Genomic DNA, 15,563 nt, shown 5'->3' with positions numbered 1-15,563 from the left:
CCAGTCTTTCTTGAGTAAAGACTTATACAATGTGTCCGCACCCGTAGCTCAACTGGATAGAGCACCAGACTACGAATCTGGGGGTTAGAGGTTCAAGTCCTTTCGGGTGCACCACATTGCCTTTCCCTTAAATATCAATTCTGGATACGCTCCAGGCAGCGATAAACCTCGTCCCATTCATAGGGCTTGGCCAGAAATATCACGCCGCCCGGCAGATTCCCGAGATCCTGAAGCCGCGTCCCCGAAGTCAACACCAGTCCGACTTCAGGTCTTTTTTCATGAATGATCCGGGCAAGATCCACACCATCCAGATCTCCGGGCATGTTCACATCCGAAAAAATCGTCCCGATATCCGGATGCCGCTCCAGAAGAGCCAGCGCTTCGCTCGCATCCCCGGCAAGGAACGCTTCATATCCGGCTTCCTCAAGCATATCGGCGGCCAGAAAGCGAAGAAGAGCCTGATCCTCGACAACAAGAACGGGCTTTCGGTTCATTCTTCCAGAAATCGCGCACGTTCCGCCTTTGGGAGCCACGTTAGATGCAGCTTCCTTCATCGACATGACGTGCATGACAATAACCTCCGGAATTTTAAAAGCCTCTGACACCAGTTCAGTGTGCTGCTGTCTGCAACGTCACAACAGGCCGGATGTTTGCATCTATGAATTTTTTCTGACGTGTAGTTCCCGCATATCAACCGCTCCAGATTGGCCATTTTTCAGTGAGGGAGAGGCGCAGCAAACCCTCCACGTTCCGCTGTCGCGAGCACATCAATACCTGCAATCCCCCAAACACCGTCTGGCTGACGTACGAGAAGCGGACTACCGCTGTCACCGTGGGTGGCGGCGCAATCATGATGAATCAGCCGATTAACTGCCAAACCATTGATCTGACAGGCTGTATCGCCATACGGCACCTCCGCCCGATCCTGCGGATAGCCCACCAGCATCGCCGCCGCTCCCATCCGTGCATCCGCGTAAGGCAGAAGATCCTGCGGTTTCACAACCGCACGATCGAGGACAAGTGTGGCCCGGTCTTCCGGCGCCGTCCCACCCTCGTTTTCAGGGTCATATCCCGGAGCAATGACAAAATGTGTCACCTGGGCATGCACCCGATAACGCCCCATCGCATATCCCATCAGAACATGGGCGTCCTGCGGCGCGATATAGTGTCGGGTAGCCGGCAGCCACAGACAATGCGCGGCCGTGACCATGACGCTCGGCGCAACGGCGAATCCTGTGCACCGTCCGCCAAGAGACGTCTGCACGCGTCCAAGAATCAGCCAGGGAGCCGCGTTGACATCCACGACCAGTCGATGACTATCAGAGCCGAGTCCGGGCAGCGCCATGGCGGGGGCGGCGCAAATCTCACCGACACTCTCTCCCCCCAGCAGACAGATGATCAGCAGCCCGGCGGCCCGTTTCATTCAAGATGATCCGGGCCAAACGCATCGGGCAGGAGTTCTGCGAGAGTCCGCGTCAGCAGAAGGTCGCCTTTTGGCGAGATCATGTGAACCCGCAGTTCCGGCAGACCAAATTCCCTCAATTTCTGCCGACAGCCTCCGCAGGGCGTACAGGGAGCATCGCCCCCCACGACCACGATTTCCTCGATCCGACGGCCACCCGCACGTATCATCGCCGCAATCGCTCCGGCTTCGGCGCAGGTCCCAAGCGGATAAGCCGCGTTCTCGACATTACAACCGGAATGAACAACGCCGTCACAACGCAGGGCCGCCCCCACCTGAAAGCGCGAATAGGGTGCATAGGCACGCGAACGGGCCTCAAGGGCCTCTTGGATCAGTTCCTGTATCATGTTCATAACATTATCCGCTGCGGGTTCAGCTTGGAACATGCTTAAGAGAGCGATACGGTAGCAACATCATGAGTGCACCGCTTCCTTCCGACCCCGCGACCGATCCTTCGTTTTCCGACCTGCTGGAAACCCGCCCCACCCTAACAATGGATGTGCGGGACGGCCTTCTGTTCGAGGGCGTACCGCTGCACGTCATTGCGGCAGCGGTGGGGACACCCTGCTGGATCACAGGCGCGAAAACGCTGAGACGGCGCGCCCGGGCGCTGAAAATGGCGTTCGAAGCCCGGGACCTACCGGTCAGTATGCATTTCGCCATGAAATCGCAGGACCATCAGGCAACGCTGACGCTCCTGCGGCAATGCGGGTATGGCGTGGATATCGTCAGCGGCGGCGAGATGCAGCGTGCCCTTCATGCGGGTATCTCTCCTTCCGGCATCGTCTTCTCAGGCGTTGGAAAATCGGATGCGGAACTGCGCGCAGCCATCGAGCACGATATCGCGCAGATCAATGTCGAAAGTGTCGAAGAACTCTACCGCCTTGATGAAATCGCCCGCGCCTGTGGTCGCGTTGCCCGTGCGGCCCTGCGCGTCAATCCGGACGTGGACGCCGACACCCATGACAAAATTTCCACTGGTCGCGCCGGCGACAAGTTCGGTATCGAATACCGCCGCGCCGTCACGCTGTATGGTGAGGCCGCCAGCCTGAAAAATGTCCGCCTCGTCGGACTGGCCGTTCATCTCGGCAGCCAGATGCTCACCGCCGAGCCTTTTCGTAAAGGCTATGCCCGACTGGCCGACATGGTGCGCGAAATCCGCGCCGCCGGTCATACCGTCGAGGCCGTAGACTGTGGCGGCGGACTCGGCATCCGGTACCGTGACGAGATCGCACCCTCTCCCGACATGCTTGCAGGCGTCATTGCCGAAACACTGGGGGATCTCAATGTCCGACTCAGCATCGAGCCGGGGCGCTGGCTTTCCGCGCCCACAGGCATTCTTCTCAGCCGGGTGATCGAAACCAAGGCCGGGTCTCCCGAGAGCGGGCCCAACTTCGTGGTCATTGACGCGGCGATGAACGATCTCGCCCGCCCTTCCCTCTACGAATCGTGGCACGGAATTCTCCCTGTCGCGCCGACAGCCCTCCATGCCCCGACCAAACTCTGGGACATTGTCGGCCCCGTCTGCGAAAGCAGCGATATTTTTGCCCGGGACCGGGCTCTGCCGGCAACCATCAAACGGGGCGATCTGACCGTGCTGCTGGATACCGGGGCTTATGGTTCGGTGATGAGTTCCACCTACAATTCCCGCCCCTTTGCCGCGCAGGTTCTGGTGGATAATGGAAAATGGGACATTATCCGCCAGCGTCAGAGCGTTGCGGAACTGATCGCCTCTGAAACCGTTCCGGACTGGCTGACCGCGTCCAGGAATAACAATGGCTGAGACCGACACAGCCCTCCGATCCGGAGCCTTACACCTCAGAACCCTACGTCGACGGGCACAGCGTGTGCTGTGGTGGGAACGCGCATGGGAGCCCCTGCGCTGGCCGCTGCTGCTCGTCGCTTTCTACGGACTGGCCTGCCTCGCCCGCATTCCCCAGTCCCTGCCGGACTGGCTGCATGCAGTTCTGGAACTCGCTATTTTTGGCTCGGCTCTATGGCTGATCTTCACGGGTCTGCGCCGCATTCCTCCTGTCAGCACGGCCTTGGCGGATCGTCGGATCGAACACGATTCGCACCTCACCTATCAGCCCCTGCTGAGCCTGACCGATCGACCTGCCTTTGCCGGCAATGGCGAGCAGTCCGCCATCTGGGCCCACCATGTCGAACGGGTCACAGCGTCCCTTGGCACACTGCGGGTCGGGTTTCCCTGTCCGCGGACGAGCCTGAACGAGCGCATTGCTCTCACGGCGGTTCCACTGGCTGTTCTTGTCGCAGCCATACTCGGCGGAACACAGACACCGTCACGTCTCCGGGCTGGCCTGCTGCCGGGCGTTGACGACGACAGCGTTCCGCTTCCTGCCCTTCAGGCCTGGATCGACCGACCGCCCTATGCGCCCGGAGCTCCGATCTTCCTGTCAGCGACTTCGCGTCCCGTACTGGACGTCCCACAGGGATCGATCCTGAACGCCACGATCACCGATGCCCGCGGGAAACCCCGTCTGCACGGCATCGCGTCCGTCCAGCAGAATCATCTCGACGCCCATAGCTGGAACGAACACGGCACGCTCCAGCAGTCCGGCACGATCAGCATTACGGTCCGTGGCCGGACTCTGGGATCATGGCAGGTCAGGGTAGAACCGGATCTGCCTCCGACCGTGCGATGGGACGGCAAACCCGGCCCCCAGAAAAACGACTGGCGTACCGGCCTGCCCTGGGACGTTCACCAGACTTACGGCATCGCGTCCCTTGAAGCTGAAATCAGGCTGCCCGGCCTCGCGCGGGGACGTGTGCTGCACGTTCCCATCCCGCTCGACGGGCATCCCAAGAACGCAAAAGGCGTCGCGACACCCGATCTCTCCTCTGATCCGTTCGCGGGAATGGAGGTCGAGGGGCGTCTGCATGCCACGAGCGTTTCTGGCCGCGAGAGCCGAAGCGACCCGGTCCGGTTCAAAATCGCCGAACGGAAGTTTACCGACCCACTCGCCCGCGCGCTGGTCGGGCTACGCCGTCGCCTGATGCTTGGCCAGGAACGCGCGTCACAGGCATCGGGTGAACTGTCACTCCTGACACAAACCACTGACGAGCGCGCCATCCTCGCGACCCTTGGGCTGGAGATTGCGTCTCTGCGCAAAGATGCGCCCGAGGGCTCGGCAGACCGCGTTCCGGGCGAACTCTGGGCTCTGGCACTCTACCTGGACGATCTGCGACGCGACGGCCCGGACATTGCGGATGCCGCAGCCGAGGTCCGCGCAGCACAGCAGGCCGTGCAACAGCAGCTCGATCATATGCGCGATCTCGGAGACCGCGGCCATTCCCTTTCCGAACAGGAAGAACTCCAGCGCCGCACACAGGCACTCAAAGAGGCGCTGAACCGGCGGATGCAGCTTCTTTTCCAGCGGGCGGCCCAGAGCGGTATCGTGATGCCGCAGTCAGGAACCAGCTCCGCAGACCCGTTCTCCGATGAAATGCGGCGTCTCCAGTCCGAGGCCAATCAGGGTCATGGAGACGAGGCTCTCCGGCGTCTCCAGCAGATGGAGGATATGGCCGAGCGGATACGTCAGGCCCGGCCCGAAGATCTCAAGGCGCTTGCCGAACAGATGAAGGCGCAGGCCGAAGCCCGTGCACAGCGGGCGGCCCTTCATGATCTGGTCCATCGCGAAACGACCCTGCTCGATCATACACAGGCACGCCTCTCCGCCGCCCGCAAAGCGGCAGCACCACCCGATGATGGCGGTCATCAGGATGTCAGCCAGATGTCCACGGCAGATCTGCTGCGCCAGCTCGGCATGCAGCCCCCGCCCGGCATGGACCAGTCCACCCAGACGAAGCCCCCCGCCCCCGTAGACCCAGCGACCGTCGCCGCACAATCCGAAGAACGCCGTGCGGATCATGCCCTGCAACGCGCCCTGCAACGGGTCAACGATATTCTAAGCCGCCGCGTCAAGGACCTGACCGGTAAGCCCGCGACCGCCTTCGACAAGGCAAAAACCGACATGCAGACCGCCCGCGAAGCACTCGCGGACCGCAAGGATGCTGACGCGCAGACCGCCGAACAAAAGGTGCTGGCCGATCTCTCTGAAGCCGGAAAGCAGATGCGGCAGAACCAGAAGTCGGGTAGTGGCGGCAAAGGACAGGGCGGAGGCAGCCTGAGCTTCATTCCTTCCGGTGGCGCGGGAGGCTCCGGCAAGCCCCAGCATGGCGCTAAAGGTCAGCAGGGGGATGACGGCGACCAGCCACAGGCCGGTGATGAAGATGGGGACGATGACGACCAGAAGGATCAGGATCCGCTGGGCCGCAAAATGGGCGAAGGAGACAAGGGCAAGGATTCCGACGCCCATATCCCCGACAAAAGCGCCCGGGACCGCGCCCGGGACATCGAGCGCGAACTCCGCCGCCGCGCTTCGGACCGTACTCGGCCTCAGAGCGAACTCGATTATCTGGAACGGCTCCTCAAATCGTTCTGAAGAACCACAAACAGAAAAGCCCGGCCTCATAAAGACGCCGGGCTTTTTTAATGCCCTCTTGGCTCAATGCGTTCATAGGCCGCCGGAGCGCGTGAAGACTGACCGCCTATAGCGGCCATTTCCACCTCCGAGGCACCGGGAAGCACGCCGTGCATCAGGGGCGTCCAGTTATGAGCACAGGTCTTTCCATTAAATCGCGGAATCAAATAACGGATCTGCACGGCCATGAAGAGCGAAAAACCAAACGCCCCAGTCTCCAACCTACTCGCTGGCGGATAGTCAGGCTGGCGACAGGACGTAAGTCTTTCAAAGTGCAGCAGTTCTGCAAAACGCAGAACAACATTGTCGGCGCATAGAACGGAATCGCCCCACTCGGAATCCCGGCAAGCAGGCACGCGACAACAAAATGCAGACGCATAACCGGCTTCCATGCCCGAAATTACATCATGTTACGGAATACGGTAAAACGGATTGGGCAACAGGAAAGTCTTTTTCGCAAAGCCGCCGCTCAGGTCGGAAGGCTGGTCTCCAAGGCTTGCAATGATCGTATATCCTTTGCGCTCGATACGCTCGCGGGTGGGCGCCTTGTACAGCGCCGCATAGCCATGCGACGTCATCGGGCGCAGATACAGCCCGTCCCAACTACGAATGCCCGCCAGATGCAGATTTCGCTCGGTGGCTTCACGCTCATCTTCATGACGGCCGGTCACAAAAAAGACCGCCACATGATGGGCCTGCGCGTTTTCAATCAGAGCCCGCATGGAGGCGAAAGCTGGGGCTCGACCACTTTTTTCCCACTCAATAGCACCACATGGCCCCTTCGGCAGAGCATCACAGGGGCCGGCCGCAATATAGCCGAAGTCATCAGCGCGGATTTCATCCCAGTTCGAGAGGGTCGTCTCGTCAATGTCGAGGACGATCGCCGGGCGCCGCGTTTTCGGAGCCGCTTCGTCGATCCAGAGACGCGCCTGTGCGACCACACTGTCGAAATCGCGCTGGTAGTCGCCGCTGTCATGATACGCGCTTGCGGCAATGATGGCGTCCCCCACATTCGCGGGCTGCGCGGCAGATGCCTCCATGGGAAGCAGCGCACCACTAACGATCAGGCTGGTGGCAAGCAGGAGGGAACGGATCATGGAGGAGCCACCTTTCGTGACAGAAGAACGAGACCGACCCCAACCAGGGCCAGAACCGTTCCGATAACCGATACACCGCTGTAACCCAACCCTGCCGAAAGCGCGATCCCGCCTAGCGCGGCGCCAATCGCGTTCCCCAGATTGAACGCTCCGATATTCATGGAAGACGCCAGAGCCGGCGCATCATGAGCGGCCTGCATGACCCTCATCTGAAGGGCAGGCATCAGGGCGAACGTGGACGCGCCCCAGAGAAGCGAAGCGAACAGCGCGCCCGGCACGCTCTGCGCCATCCAGGGGAAAACAAGCATCACGCCCCCCAGAACGGGGAAAAACGCCAGCAGGCTTCCATCAAGGGAGCGGTCGGCGCTCCGGCCACCAATCGCATTTCCAATCGAAAAACCAACCCCTGTCAGCATCAGAGCGATCGTAATAACGGTGGGGCTCGCATGGGTAATATGTTCAAGGATCGGAGCGATATAGGTGTAGAGCACGAACATCGCCCCTGCCCCGATCGCGGTCGTCAGAAGGGCGAGCAGAACATTCCCTTTCACCAGAACCCGCAATTCACGCCCAACTTCCGGCAGCGGGCCGATCTCACGGGCGGGAAGTGCCATCTGGACTGCCACCATGGTGACTACCCCGAGGATCGCCGTCACGCCAAAAGCACTATGCCACCCGAAATTCAGCCCGAGCCATGTCATCGCCGGAACACCGATGATGTTGGCGATCGTCAGTCCCATGAACATCGACGCAACCGCGCTGGCCCTGCGCGATGGCGCAACCGAGAGGGAAGCCTCCACGGCGCCAAGACCGAAGAACGCTCCATGAGCCAGGCTGGTCAGCACTCTCGCCGCAAAAAGGAGGTCGTAGGTCGCAGAGACCGCAGAGAGCAGGTTTCCTGCCACATATAGGGCCATAAGCAGGATCAGGGCCAACTTGCGGCGAAAACGGGCCATAAGCAGCGTAATGATGGGCGCTCCGATCATCACGCCCATGGCATAGGCCGTCACCAGACCGCCTGCCTTGGGCACACTGACCTGAAGGCCATGCGCGATGACAGGCAGAAGGCCCATCGGCGTAAATTCTGTCGTGCCAATGGCGAACGCGCCTACGGCAAGCGACAGCAAGGGCCAGTTTGGTGGCGATTTAGCTGCCAGTTTCAAGACCGATCTCCGGGAATGCAGATTGTTCGAAATTGATCGAACCTGTCACAGCCGGAGTGAAGGAACAATCAAAAGTTGTTTTTACATCATACCGTTCGGATGCTCGCCCATGTCCACGCCATCCATGATCATCCCCTTATGGTGAGGGTCATCCAGATGGCAGGCATGATCCTGAAGCTCCTCACCCGAACCATGATCGAGCACATGCGCCATGTCGTCGAGCAGGATAAACCCCCCGTGACGGGCAGGAGTGACCACGAGCGTGTGAATGGACATGTCGTCAGCCGCGATCACCCGGAACGGCGACGGATCAAGAGACGGCACGATCTTTGCCCGATACGGATGACCGTAAAGCGAGACCGGAGACCACTCCTCCGTAATCATGTTCTTGTCGAGCTCGGCGCGGGCATAGGCCGTCAGGCAGTCCAGATGGATGTGGAGCTGATCCTGTGTACGCCCCGGCCGTGAATTGATGGCCATCGACAGATGGGAGTCAGGAATCGCAAACCCGTAGGACTGTGCAACATGCGCCCGCTCGCCCCAGGCTTCGGCAAAATAATTGGGCGTCTCGGGTTTCAGCAGAGCGGGATCTTCGACGCCGGGAATCTTCTGCGTCGGAACCACGAGATACTGGCCGCGTCCATGGAAATCCTTGAGAAGGGCGTAGCCGTCTGTTCCGTCATAAACCGCGCATGGCCTGTGCTGTGCATCCGTGGCACAGCGCCCGTTCACGATCTTCCAAAGCGCATTACGGTCATGGGATCTACCACATCCCGAAAGCCCGAAAGCGGCTGCTGCCGCCAAAAGACCAAATCTGACCGCCGTCCCGTAATTCCTCAAACTCATTCTTCCCTAACCTGACATTGAAGCTGCATCGCGGCTGCAAGTCTTTCAAACCGGCGACGGACCGCGCTGCCTGCGGCTCGGACGCTGCGTGCGCCCAGAACCAGCACAAGCGTCCCGTCTTCTACAAGCAGTCTGCACTCATCGAGCAGGACTTTCGTTCCCGCGCAGAGTGTATAGGCCAGTCTCAGCGCGAGACCCAACTGTACGGCCCGGTCAATTTCCGAACGGGACAGAAGCTGACGGGAAGGTTCGATCAAGGGAGAATCCATCGCCACTTCATACCGTACCGCCAGCGTAAGCCCGACGAAGGCACGCGCGGTATGATCAAAGCCAACGCCATGACCATGCATCACACGGCGATATGTCTGTTCGGCCCGGTATTCGGGATGATCGTAAGACCCGATATCCGACAGCATGCACGTCAGTTCACGCAGTCGCTTCTGGGTCCGGGTCTCGTCGCGAAAGAGTGGAGCCGTCCATGTCACCAGAGGTTCGGCCAGGGATGCACTGCGCGCCAGTCGGTTCGCCATTTCCGACGCGAGATCCGTCATTGGATCAAGACCGGCGACGGACGGCGCCACATGCCGCATGTACCACCCCTCGCGAAGCCCATCGACGCTGAACACGACCTTTGAGGGACGGACACGCTCCATCAGGCAACGCAGCACAACTGCGGCGAAAGGCGCATCCGCCAGCCGCTTGCGCGGCGCACCCGGCAGCTTCTCAAGCGTGCGCTTCGGCGCGCTGATGACCCAGTCCGCCATTTCACGGGCGGCCCCTTCGGAAAGGGTAAAGAGATGGACAAGATTCAGCGGATACTGTGTCCGGGCGATCTGGAGGCGGGCAAGAGCCCGGAACGCGCCACCGACCAGATAAAGAGGACGGCCGGTCATGCCCGGCAGCCAGTTCACTTCTGTCAGCATTTCATTCGCAATTTCGCCCGCGCGCTCGATACTGCCTTTGGCACGATCATGCAGCCGGATAACGCCAAGCTTGGTCGTCACTGCCTCAAAATACTGCCCATCCGCAACATGAATCAGTTCCAGCGAACCGCCACCAATATCCGCCACCAATCCGTTCGCCTCCGGCAGACCGCACAGAACGCCGCGGGCGGCATAGTCGGCTTCCTCAGTCCCTTCCAGAACCCGGATCGGTACGCCAGGCATCCGGGCGCGGATCGCATCCACGAAATCCGGACCGTTAGTGGCATCGCGGACCGCAGCAGTTGCGAGAACCTCGAACGGCTCGGCGCCCATGGCACGGGCGACAGTATGAAACCGCCCCAGCACATCCATCGCAAGCGCCACGCCTTCATCATTGAGACGGCCTGTTGCATCCAGACCTCGCCCCAGCTTGAGCGTGACCTTCTCGTTGAAGATCGGCAAGGGATTACGCGTCACCCCTTCGAAAACAACCAGCCGAACCGAATTTGAACCGAGATCGACGATGGCGGAACGCTGTGAGGATGAGGACATGAAGGTCAGTCTTCCAGAATCCTGTCGGGCCGTTCACGGGGGCGATGAGCCTCCGGAAGGACCTTTTCCCGTGCGGCAGAGCCCCGGCCGGACAGGGATGGATTGTTCATGAAGTATTCGTGGGCGGAGAACGGATGTGCGCCTGGCGAAACCCGATGCCAGTAGCCGTCCCTCGTGAGCGTCCAGCTCTGAAGGTTGTCCTTGATGTTCATCGTCATGATCTGGCCAAGAATCTGCGCATGGACCGTCGGGTTCGTGATGGGCACCATGGCTTCTACCCTCCAGTCCATGTTCCGCACCATCCAGTCTGCGGAAGAAATGAAAACTTTTGCCTTGTGAGACGGCATTCTGTGGCCGTTTCCAAAAGCAAAAACCCGCGCATGTTCCAGAAAACGCCCGACAATCGACTTGATTTCAATATTTTCGGACAGACCCGGCACGCCGGGCCTCAGACAGCAGATTCCCCGGATGATTCCCACAATTTTCACACCCGCCTGTGATGCGGCATAGAGCCTGTCGATCAGTTCGGCGTCCACAAGGCTGTTCATTTTCAGCCAGATCCGACCCGGACGACCGGCTTTCGCATGGTCGATCTCGTCTTGAATCAATTGCTCAAGCGTCGAGCGGATCGTGATCGGGGAGAACGCAAGCGCGTCCATTTTCGCCGGAGTGGCATAGCCTGTCATGTAATTGAACAGGCGTGCCGAATCCGATGCCAGCTTCGGATCACAGGTAAAGAACGACAGATCCGTATAGATCCGGGCCGTGATGGGATGGTAATTCCCCGTTCCGAAATGCGCATAGGACCGGAGCGACCCGTTCTCGCGACGAACCACAAGGCTCAGCTTGGCATGGGTCTTGAGATGCGCAAAACCGAACACGACCTGAACGCCCGCCGCTTCGAGAGCACGAGCGAGACGAATATTAGCTTCCTCGTCAAACCGCGCCCGAAGCTCGACCATCGCCGTGACCGACTTCCCGGCCTCAGCCGCCTCGATCAGTGCATGGACGATCGGACTGTCACGTGAAGTACGGTAGAGGGTCTGCTTGATCGCCAGCACGTTGGGATCAAGCGCTGCCTGACGCAGGAACTGTACCACGACGTCGAAGCTCTCGAACGGATGGTGGACCAGCATGTCTTTGGCGCGAATGGCCGCAAAACAGTTGCCGTCATAATCCAGAACCCGTTCCGGAAAGCGCGGCGTGTAAGGCGGAAACACGAGATCCGGGCGATCATCGACAATCAACTGCTTGAGATCGGTTACACCCACGAAAGACGGCAGGACGACGACGTCTTCCTCGCCAACACCGAGTTCTTCACCCATCTCGCGGCCCAGCGCTTCCGGCAGCTTGTGATCGAGCGCCAGATGAATGCACACGCCCCGACGGCGCTGCTTGAGCGCGGTCTCGTAGGACCGGACCAGATCTTCGGCCTCATCCTCGAATTCCACGTCCGTATCGCGAATGATGCGGAGCACGCCCGCATCTCCAATCGCCAGACCGGGAAACAGCCGGTCCGCAAACAGCGTGATGAGGTCTTCCAGCAATATGAACCGGATCTGGTCAGGTGTACTCTGCCCCTCCGTCACGCGGGCCGGAAGGCGCAGGAAACGTGGAACCTGCGCCGGCAGCAGGATCAATCCATCCATGACATGGATGGACGAGGCCGGATCCTTCAGCCGCATTACAAGCGCCAGACCCATATTGGGAATGAACGGCAGCGGATGGGACGGATCGACAGCCATGGGCGTCAGGACCGGAAATACCCTTTCATCAAAAAGGGTGGAAAGCTGCGCCAGATCGGTCTCGTCCAACGAGTCGGTCGGCAGAATGACGATCCCGGCATCTTTCAGCTCATCTTCAAGGATGTGCCAGACGCGCTGCTGCTCCTCAAGCAGATAGCGCGCCTTCTGCCGAACCTGCGCGAGCTGTTGGACGGGTGTCAGGCCATCGGGACTGCGGACCACCATGCCCTCACGGACCTGCCCCACCAGGCCGGCAACACGCACGGAATAGAATTCGTCGAGATTACTGGAACTGATCGACAGAAAGCGCACCCGTTCCAGCAGCGGGTTACGAGTGTTTTCAGCTTCGTCGATGACGCGCTGATTAAAGTCCAGCCATGATAGTTCGCGGTTGAGGAAGCGTTCGGGCGAAGTCGGCATATGCGCGTAATCCTCGGCCCGGGCGGCTGTCTGACGCCGACGGCCGACAGTGCTGCCAGCCGGGGTCACGACATTGCGCGGCTTGCGGGAGGAACGGCGACGCGGGGCGGGGCGGGAATCTTCAGTCACGATCAGGCCTTCGGGAACACACGGAAGTACGGGTCTGCCGAAAGGTCATCCCCCAGTCTGGGCATGTCAAACAGAGTTTTTGTGTCACTGCCCGGACACCTCTCACTCCGGGCGGAGCAGATCCGGAAGCATTTCCAGCGCAAGAGCACGTGTGATCGGCTGTTTCCGGGTCAGCGCTGCCTCGTCGAGACGCTCGACCGCGGACACCAGAGCGCTTCCGGTACGCGGCAAATGACGCCACAACCATTCCGTGACTGATTGTGACACGACGAGCTGGCGGTCTGCGAGCAGGGACAGCAGCAGCGTGGCTCGCAGATCGTCCTCCGGCTCACCGGTTGCGGTCGTCGCGGTTGCACGGAGGCGGCTTGCCAGATCGGGAAGCATGAAATGACTGCGCGACGGCGGAAACTGCCCGACCATCAGCACACGGTCTCCCTGCGCCAGAGCATCATTCAGAAGATGGAGCATTGTGGCTTCGTCCCCCGGCGAATCGGCATTGTCGATCGCCAGATTGCCCTGCACCCGGATGCGCCCCCCCGCGGAGGACGTGGAGAAAAGGCGGGCATCCAGTACAGTGGCATCATGGTCATGCGCCCAGGCCGTCAGCAGGTGGGTCTTCCCCGTTCCTGGCGGTCCCCAGAGCCACAGACGGCCGTCCGGCCAACGGGAACGGGACAGCCAGGCTCGTGCTGCCGCATTGGACGACCCGTTGATGAAGCGCTCGGACGTCATGGCCGTCATACGTCGCAGCGGAAACGCCATCTGCGTGGCCCCGTGCCCCCCCGTAGCGCCGGCCGTATCCCGTTTTGTCATCCCACGCCCCTTTTTCCTGCCGTTACGCCCTCAAACAGGCGTTCCGCCAGCGCGCAGGATGCTCTAGAACGGCGTCACGTCAACCAGCGGGAACCTTCGACCATGACCGATCAGCCTGACACCTTCCCGGGCAAGAGCCACAGCACGACCGGCGGCGCAAGCTACGCACAGGCCGGCGTGGACATCGCCGCAGGAGATGCGCTGGTCGATGCGATCAAGCCCGCAGCCAAGGCTACGAACCGTCCCGGAACCATGGGTGGCCTCGGCGGTTTCGGCGCCCTGTTCGATCTCAAGGCCGCTGGCTTCACCGATCCCGTCCTCGTCAGCTGCACCGACGGCGTCGGCACGAAGCTGATGGTCGCCATCGAAGCCGGAAAACACGATGAGGTCGGAATCGATCTCGTCGCCATGTGCGTCAACGATCTCGTGGTGCAGGGCGCGACGCCACTGTTCTTTCTGGACTATCTCGCAACCGGAAAACTCTCCGTCGAGGCCGCCGCCACAGTCGTAAAGGGCATCGCCAAGGGCTGCGCCGAATCCGGTTGTGCCCTCGTCGGCGGTGAAACGGCCGAAATGCCCGGCATGTACGCCCCCGGCCATTATGACCTCGCAGGTTTCAGTGTGGGCGCTGCCGAGCGGAACAACCTTCTCCCCGCCAATATTGCCGAAGGCGACACGCTGATCGGCCTACCCTCCTCCGGCGTTCATTCCAACGGTTTCTCACTCGTCCGCGAAGTCGTGCGCCGCTCCGGCCTCGGCTGGAACGACCCGGCCCCCTTCGCCGAAGGTCACACGCTGGCCGAAGCCCTCCTGACGCCCACGAAACTCTATGTCCGCACGGTCCTGGAGCTGCATGCAAAGGGCCTACTGAACGGCTGCGCGCACATCACAGGCGGCGGCCTGCCCGGCAACCTGCCCCGCGTCCTGCCCGAAGGCCTCGGTGTACGCGTCGATGGCTCCGCATGGATCGTTCCGCCTGTATTCCGCTGGCTGGCCGAAACCGGCAACGTAGCCGCTGATGAAATGCTCCGCGTCTTCAACTGCGGCATCGGCATGGTGCTCGTCACCTCCGAGCCTGAAAAAGTCATGGCGGAACTGGATGCGCGCGGTGAAACCGGCTTCCTCATGGGCCAAATCGTCCGCTCCGGCGACGCCTACACCCTGACAGTACCGGTCTCCTTCGCATGAAGAAGCCGCATTCCAAAAGCAGAGCAAAAGCTCCTGCCAAAAAGACCGAAAAAGTCCCCATCGCGATCCTCATCAGCGGCCGTGGCAGCAACATGCGCGCCCTGATCGAGGCCTGCGCCCGTCCGGACTACCCCGCTGAAATCGTGCTGGTGCTCAGCAACCGGCCGGACGCTCCGGGCCTCGAGGTCGCTGAAGCCGCTGGCCTTAAGACCCTCATCATCGACCACAAGCCTTTCGGCAAGGATCGCGAAGCCCACGAACGCGAAATCGACGCCGCCCTTCAGGCGTCCGGCGCCATGCTCGTCGTCCTTGCAGGCTATATGCGCGTCCTGACACCCTGGCTGGTCAAGGCCTGGGAAGACAGGATGCTCAACATCCACCCGAGCCTCCTACCCGCCTTCCCCGGCCTGCACACCCATGAAGCCGCCATCAAGGCCGGGGCAAAAGAGCACGGCTGCACCGTCCATCTCGTCACATCGGGGGTGGACGAAGGCCCTATTCTCGGACAGGCGAGCGTTCCCGTCCTCGAAACCGACACGCCGGACACTCTCGCAGCCCGTGTTCTGGAACAGGAGCATCTTCTCTATCCGGAAGTTCTGGAAATGATCTGCGACGTGTTCGCGAAGTAACAGCCACCTGGCCAGATCCTTCGCGGGCGTCTTTTTCCGACACCCCGATCCGGGCCTGCTTTCTCCAACCGTTCCGGAGCGGTTAGTAACA

The 15,563-nt window shown here is 60.8% G+C and carries 13 protein-coding genes and 1 tRNA gene; 5 read left to right on the top strand and 9 right to left on the bottom strand.

Annotated elements, in window-relative coordinates:
* Window positions 1-37 precede the first annotated feature (37 nt).
* A tRNA-Arg gene (locus tag GKA01_RS01755) sits at window positions 38-114 on the top strand.
* Window positions 115-134: 20 nt separating this feature from the next.
* On the opposite strand, the gene GKA01_RS01750 is transcribed toward GKA01_RS01755, so the two are convergent.
* The 3 genes from GKA01_RS01750 to GKA01_RS01740 form a co-directional block, all read right to left on the bottom strand.
* Complete coding sequence (locus GKA01_RS01750) at window positions 135-494, bottom strand: response regulator (RefSeq protein WP_228119700.1); 360 nt, start codon at window positions 492-494, stop codon at window positions 135-137.
* Window positions 495-715: 221 nt separating this feature from the next.
* On the bottom strand, window positions 716-1,423 hold the full coding sequence (locus GKA01_RS01745) for a trypsin-like serine peptidase (RefSeq protein ID WP_146858565.1): 708 nt from the start codon (window positions 1,421-1,423) through the stop codon (window positions 716-718).
* The gene (locus GKA01_RS01740; protein ID WP_146858646.1) at window positions 1,420-1,809 is read right to left on the bottom strand and encodes a cytidine deaminase; all 390 of its coding nucleotides are present in this window, start codon (window positions 1,807-1,809) and stop codon (window positions 1,420-1,422) included. The genes GKA01_RS01745 and GKA01_RS01740 overlap by 4 nt, the downstream gene beginning before the upstream one ends.
* Window positions 1,810-1,877: 68 nt before the next feature.
* Here GKA01_RS01740 and lysA point away from each other — a divergent pair, with 68 nt between their 5' ends.
* On the top strand, window positions 1,878-3,245 hold the full coding sequence (gene lysA, locus GKA01_RS01735) for a diaminopimelate decarboxylase (protein ID WP_146858563.1): 1,368 nt from the start codon (window positions 1,878-1,880) through the stop codon (window positions 3,243-3,245).
* Window positions 3,238-5,928: a DUF4175 domain-containing protein gene (locus GKA01_RS01730; protein WP_146858561.1), complete on the top strand. Its 2,691-nt coding sequence runs from the start codon at window positions 3,238-3,240 to the stop codon at window positions 5,926-5,928. Before lysA ends, GKA01_RS01730 begins: the two co-directional genes overlap by 8 nt.
* Before the next feature lie 449 nt (window positions 5,929-6,377).
* Here GKA01_RS01730 and GKA01_RS01725 read toward each other — a convergent pair whose 3' ends face one another.
* The 6 genes from GKA01_RS01725 to GKA01_RS01700 form a co-directional block, all read right to left on the bottom strand.
* Complete coding sequence (locus GKA01_RS01725) at window positions 6,378-7,064, bottom strand: HAD family acid phosphatase (protein WP_146858560.1); 687 nt, start codon at window positions 7,062-7,064, stop codon at window positions 6,378-6,380.
* Window positions 7,061-8,227: an MFS transporter gene (locus GKA01_RS01720; protein ID WP_194265767.1), complete on the bottom strand. Its 1,167-nt coding sequence runs from the start codon at window positions 8,225-8,227 to the stop codon at window positions 7,061-7,063. The genes GKA01_RS01725 and GKA01_RS01720 overlap by 4 nt, the downstream gene beginning before the upstream one ends.
* Before the next feature lie 81 nt (window positions 8,228-8,308).
* Window positions 8,309-9,073: a CDP-diacylglycerol diphosphatase gene (locus tag GKA01_RS01715; RefSeq protein ID WP_146858557.1), complete on the bottom strand. Its 765-nt coding sequence runs from the start codon at window positions 9,071-9,073 to the stop codon at window positions 8,309-8,311.
* Window positions 9,070-10,548, bottom strand: coding sequence for a Ppx/GppA family phosphatase (locus tag GKA01_RS01710; RefSeq protein ID WP_146858555.1), 1,479 nt, complete (start codon window positions 10,546-10,548; stop codon window positions 9,070-9,072). Before GKA01_RS01710 ends, GKA01_RS01715 begins: the two co-directional genes overlap by 4 nt.
* Before the next feature lie 5 nt (window positions 10,549-10,553).
* Window positions 10,554-12,713, bottom strand: coding sequence for an RNA degradosome polyphosphate kinase (locus tag GKA01_RS01705; protein WP_244289151.1), 2,160 nt, complete (start codon window positions 12,711-12,713; stop codon window positions 10,554-10,556).
* A 231-nt stretch (window positions 12,714-12,944) separates the two neighbouring features.
* Window positions 12,945-13,655, bottom strand: a complete 711-nt coding sequence (locus tag GKA01_RS01700) for a DnaA/Hda family protein (RefSeq protein WP_146858551.1) — start codon at window positions 13,653-13,655, stop codon at window positions 12,945-12,947.
* A 102-nt stretch (window positions 13,656-13,757) separates the two neighbouring features.
* Here GKA01_RS01700 and purM point away from each other — a divergent pair, with 102 nt between their 5' ends.
* Both purM and purN read left to right on the top strand, forming a co-directional pair.
* Window positions 13,758-14,843 (top strand): phosphoribosylformylglycinamidine cyclo-ligase, encoded by a 1,086-nt coding sequence (purM, locus tag GKA01_RS01695; RefSeq protein ID WP_146858549.1) that lies wholly within the window; start codon window positions 13,758-13,760, stop codon window positions 14,841-14,843.
* A complete protein-coding gene (gene purN / locus GKA01_RS01690) occupies window positions 14,840-15,472 on the top strand; it encodes a phosphoribosylglycinamide formyltransferase (protein WP_146858547.1) in 633 nt (210 codons plus the stop codon). The genes purM and purN overlap by 4 nt, the downstream gene beginning before the upstream one ends.
* Window positions 15,473-15,563 lie beyond the last annotated feature (91 nt).

Origin of the sequence: Gluconobacter kanchanaburiensis NBRC 103587 (assembly GCF_007988905.1) — a bacterium.
Classification (GTDB): domain Bacteria; phylum Pseudomonadota; class Alphaproteobacteria; order Acetobacterales; family Acetobacteraceae; genus Gluconobacter; species Gluconobacter kanchanaburiensis.
This window is presented reverse-complemented; position numbering and strand designations above follow the sequence as displayed.

Bases quoted from the DNA above. Each gene is read 5' to 3' on its own strand.
- GKA01_RS01750 (WP_228119700.1), bottom strand. From the start codon at position 494: ATGAACCGAAAGCCCGTTCTTGTTGTCGAGGATCAGGCTCTTCTTCGC.
- GKA01_RS01745 (WP_146858565.1), bottom strand. From the start codon at position 1,423: ATGAAACGGGCCGCCGGGCTGCTGATCATCTGTCTGCTGGGGGGAGAG.
- GKA01_RS01740 (WP_146858646.1), bottom strand. From the start codon at position 1,809: ATGATACAGGAACTGATCCAAGAGGCCCTTGAGGCCCGTTCGCGTGCC.
- lysA (WP_146858563.1), top strand. From the start codon at position 1,878: ATGAGTGCACCGCTTCCTTCCGACCCCGCGACCGATCCTTCGTTTTCC.
- GKA01_RS01730 (WP_146858561.1), top strand. From the start codon at position 3,238: ATGGCTGAGACCGACACAGCCCTCCGATCCGGAGCCTTACACCTCAGA.
- GKA01_RS01725 (WP_146858560.1), bottom strand. From the start codon at position 7,064: ATGATCCGTTCCCTCCTGCTTGCCACCAGCCTGATCGTTAGTGGTGCG.
- GKA01_RS01715 (WP_146858557.1), bottom strand. From the start codon at position 9,073: ATGAGTTTGAGGAATTACGGGACGGCGGTCAGATTTGGTCTTTTGGCG.
- GKA01_RS01710 (WP_146858555.1), bottom strand. From the start codon at position 10,548: ATGTCCTCATCCTCACAGCGTTCCGCCATCGTCGATCTCGGTTCAAAT.
- GKA01_RS01705 (WP_244289151.1), bottom strand. From the start codon at position 12,713: ATGCCGACTTCGCCCGAACGCTTCCTCAACCGCGAACTATCATGGCTG.
- GKA01_RS01700 (WP_146858551.1), bottom strand. From the start codon at position 13,655: ATGACAAAACGGGATACGGCCGGCGCTACGGGGGGGCACGGGGCCACG.
- purM (WP_146858549.1), top strand. From the start codon at position 13,758: ATGACCGATCAGCCTGACACCTTCCCGGGCAAGAGCCACAGCACGACC.
- purN (WP_146858547.1), top strand. From the start codon at position 14,840: ATGAAGAAGCCGCATTCCAAAAGCAGAGCAAAAGCTCCTGCCAAAAAG.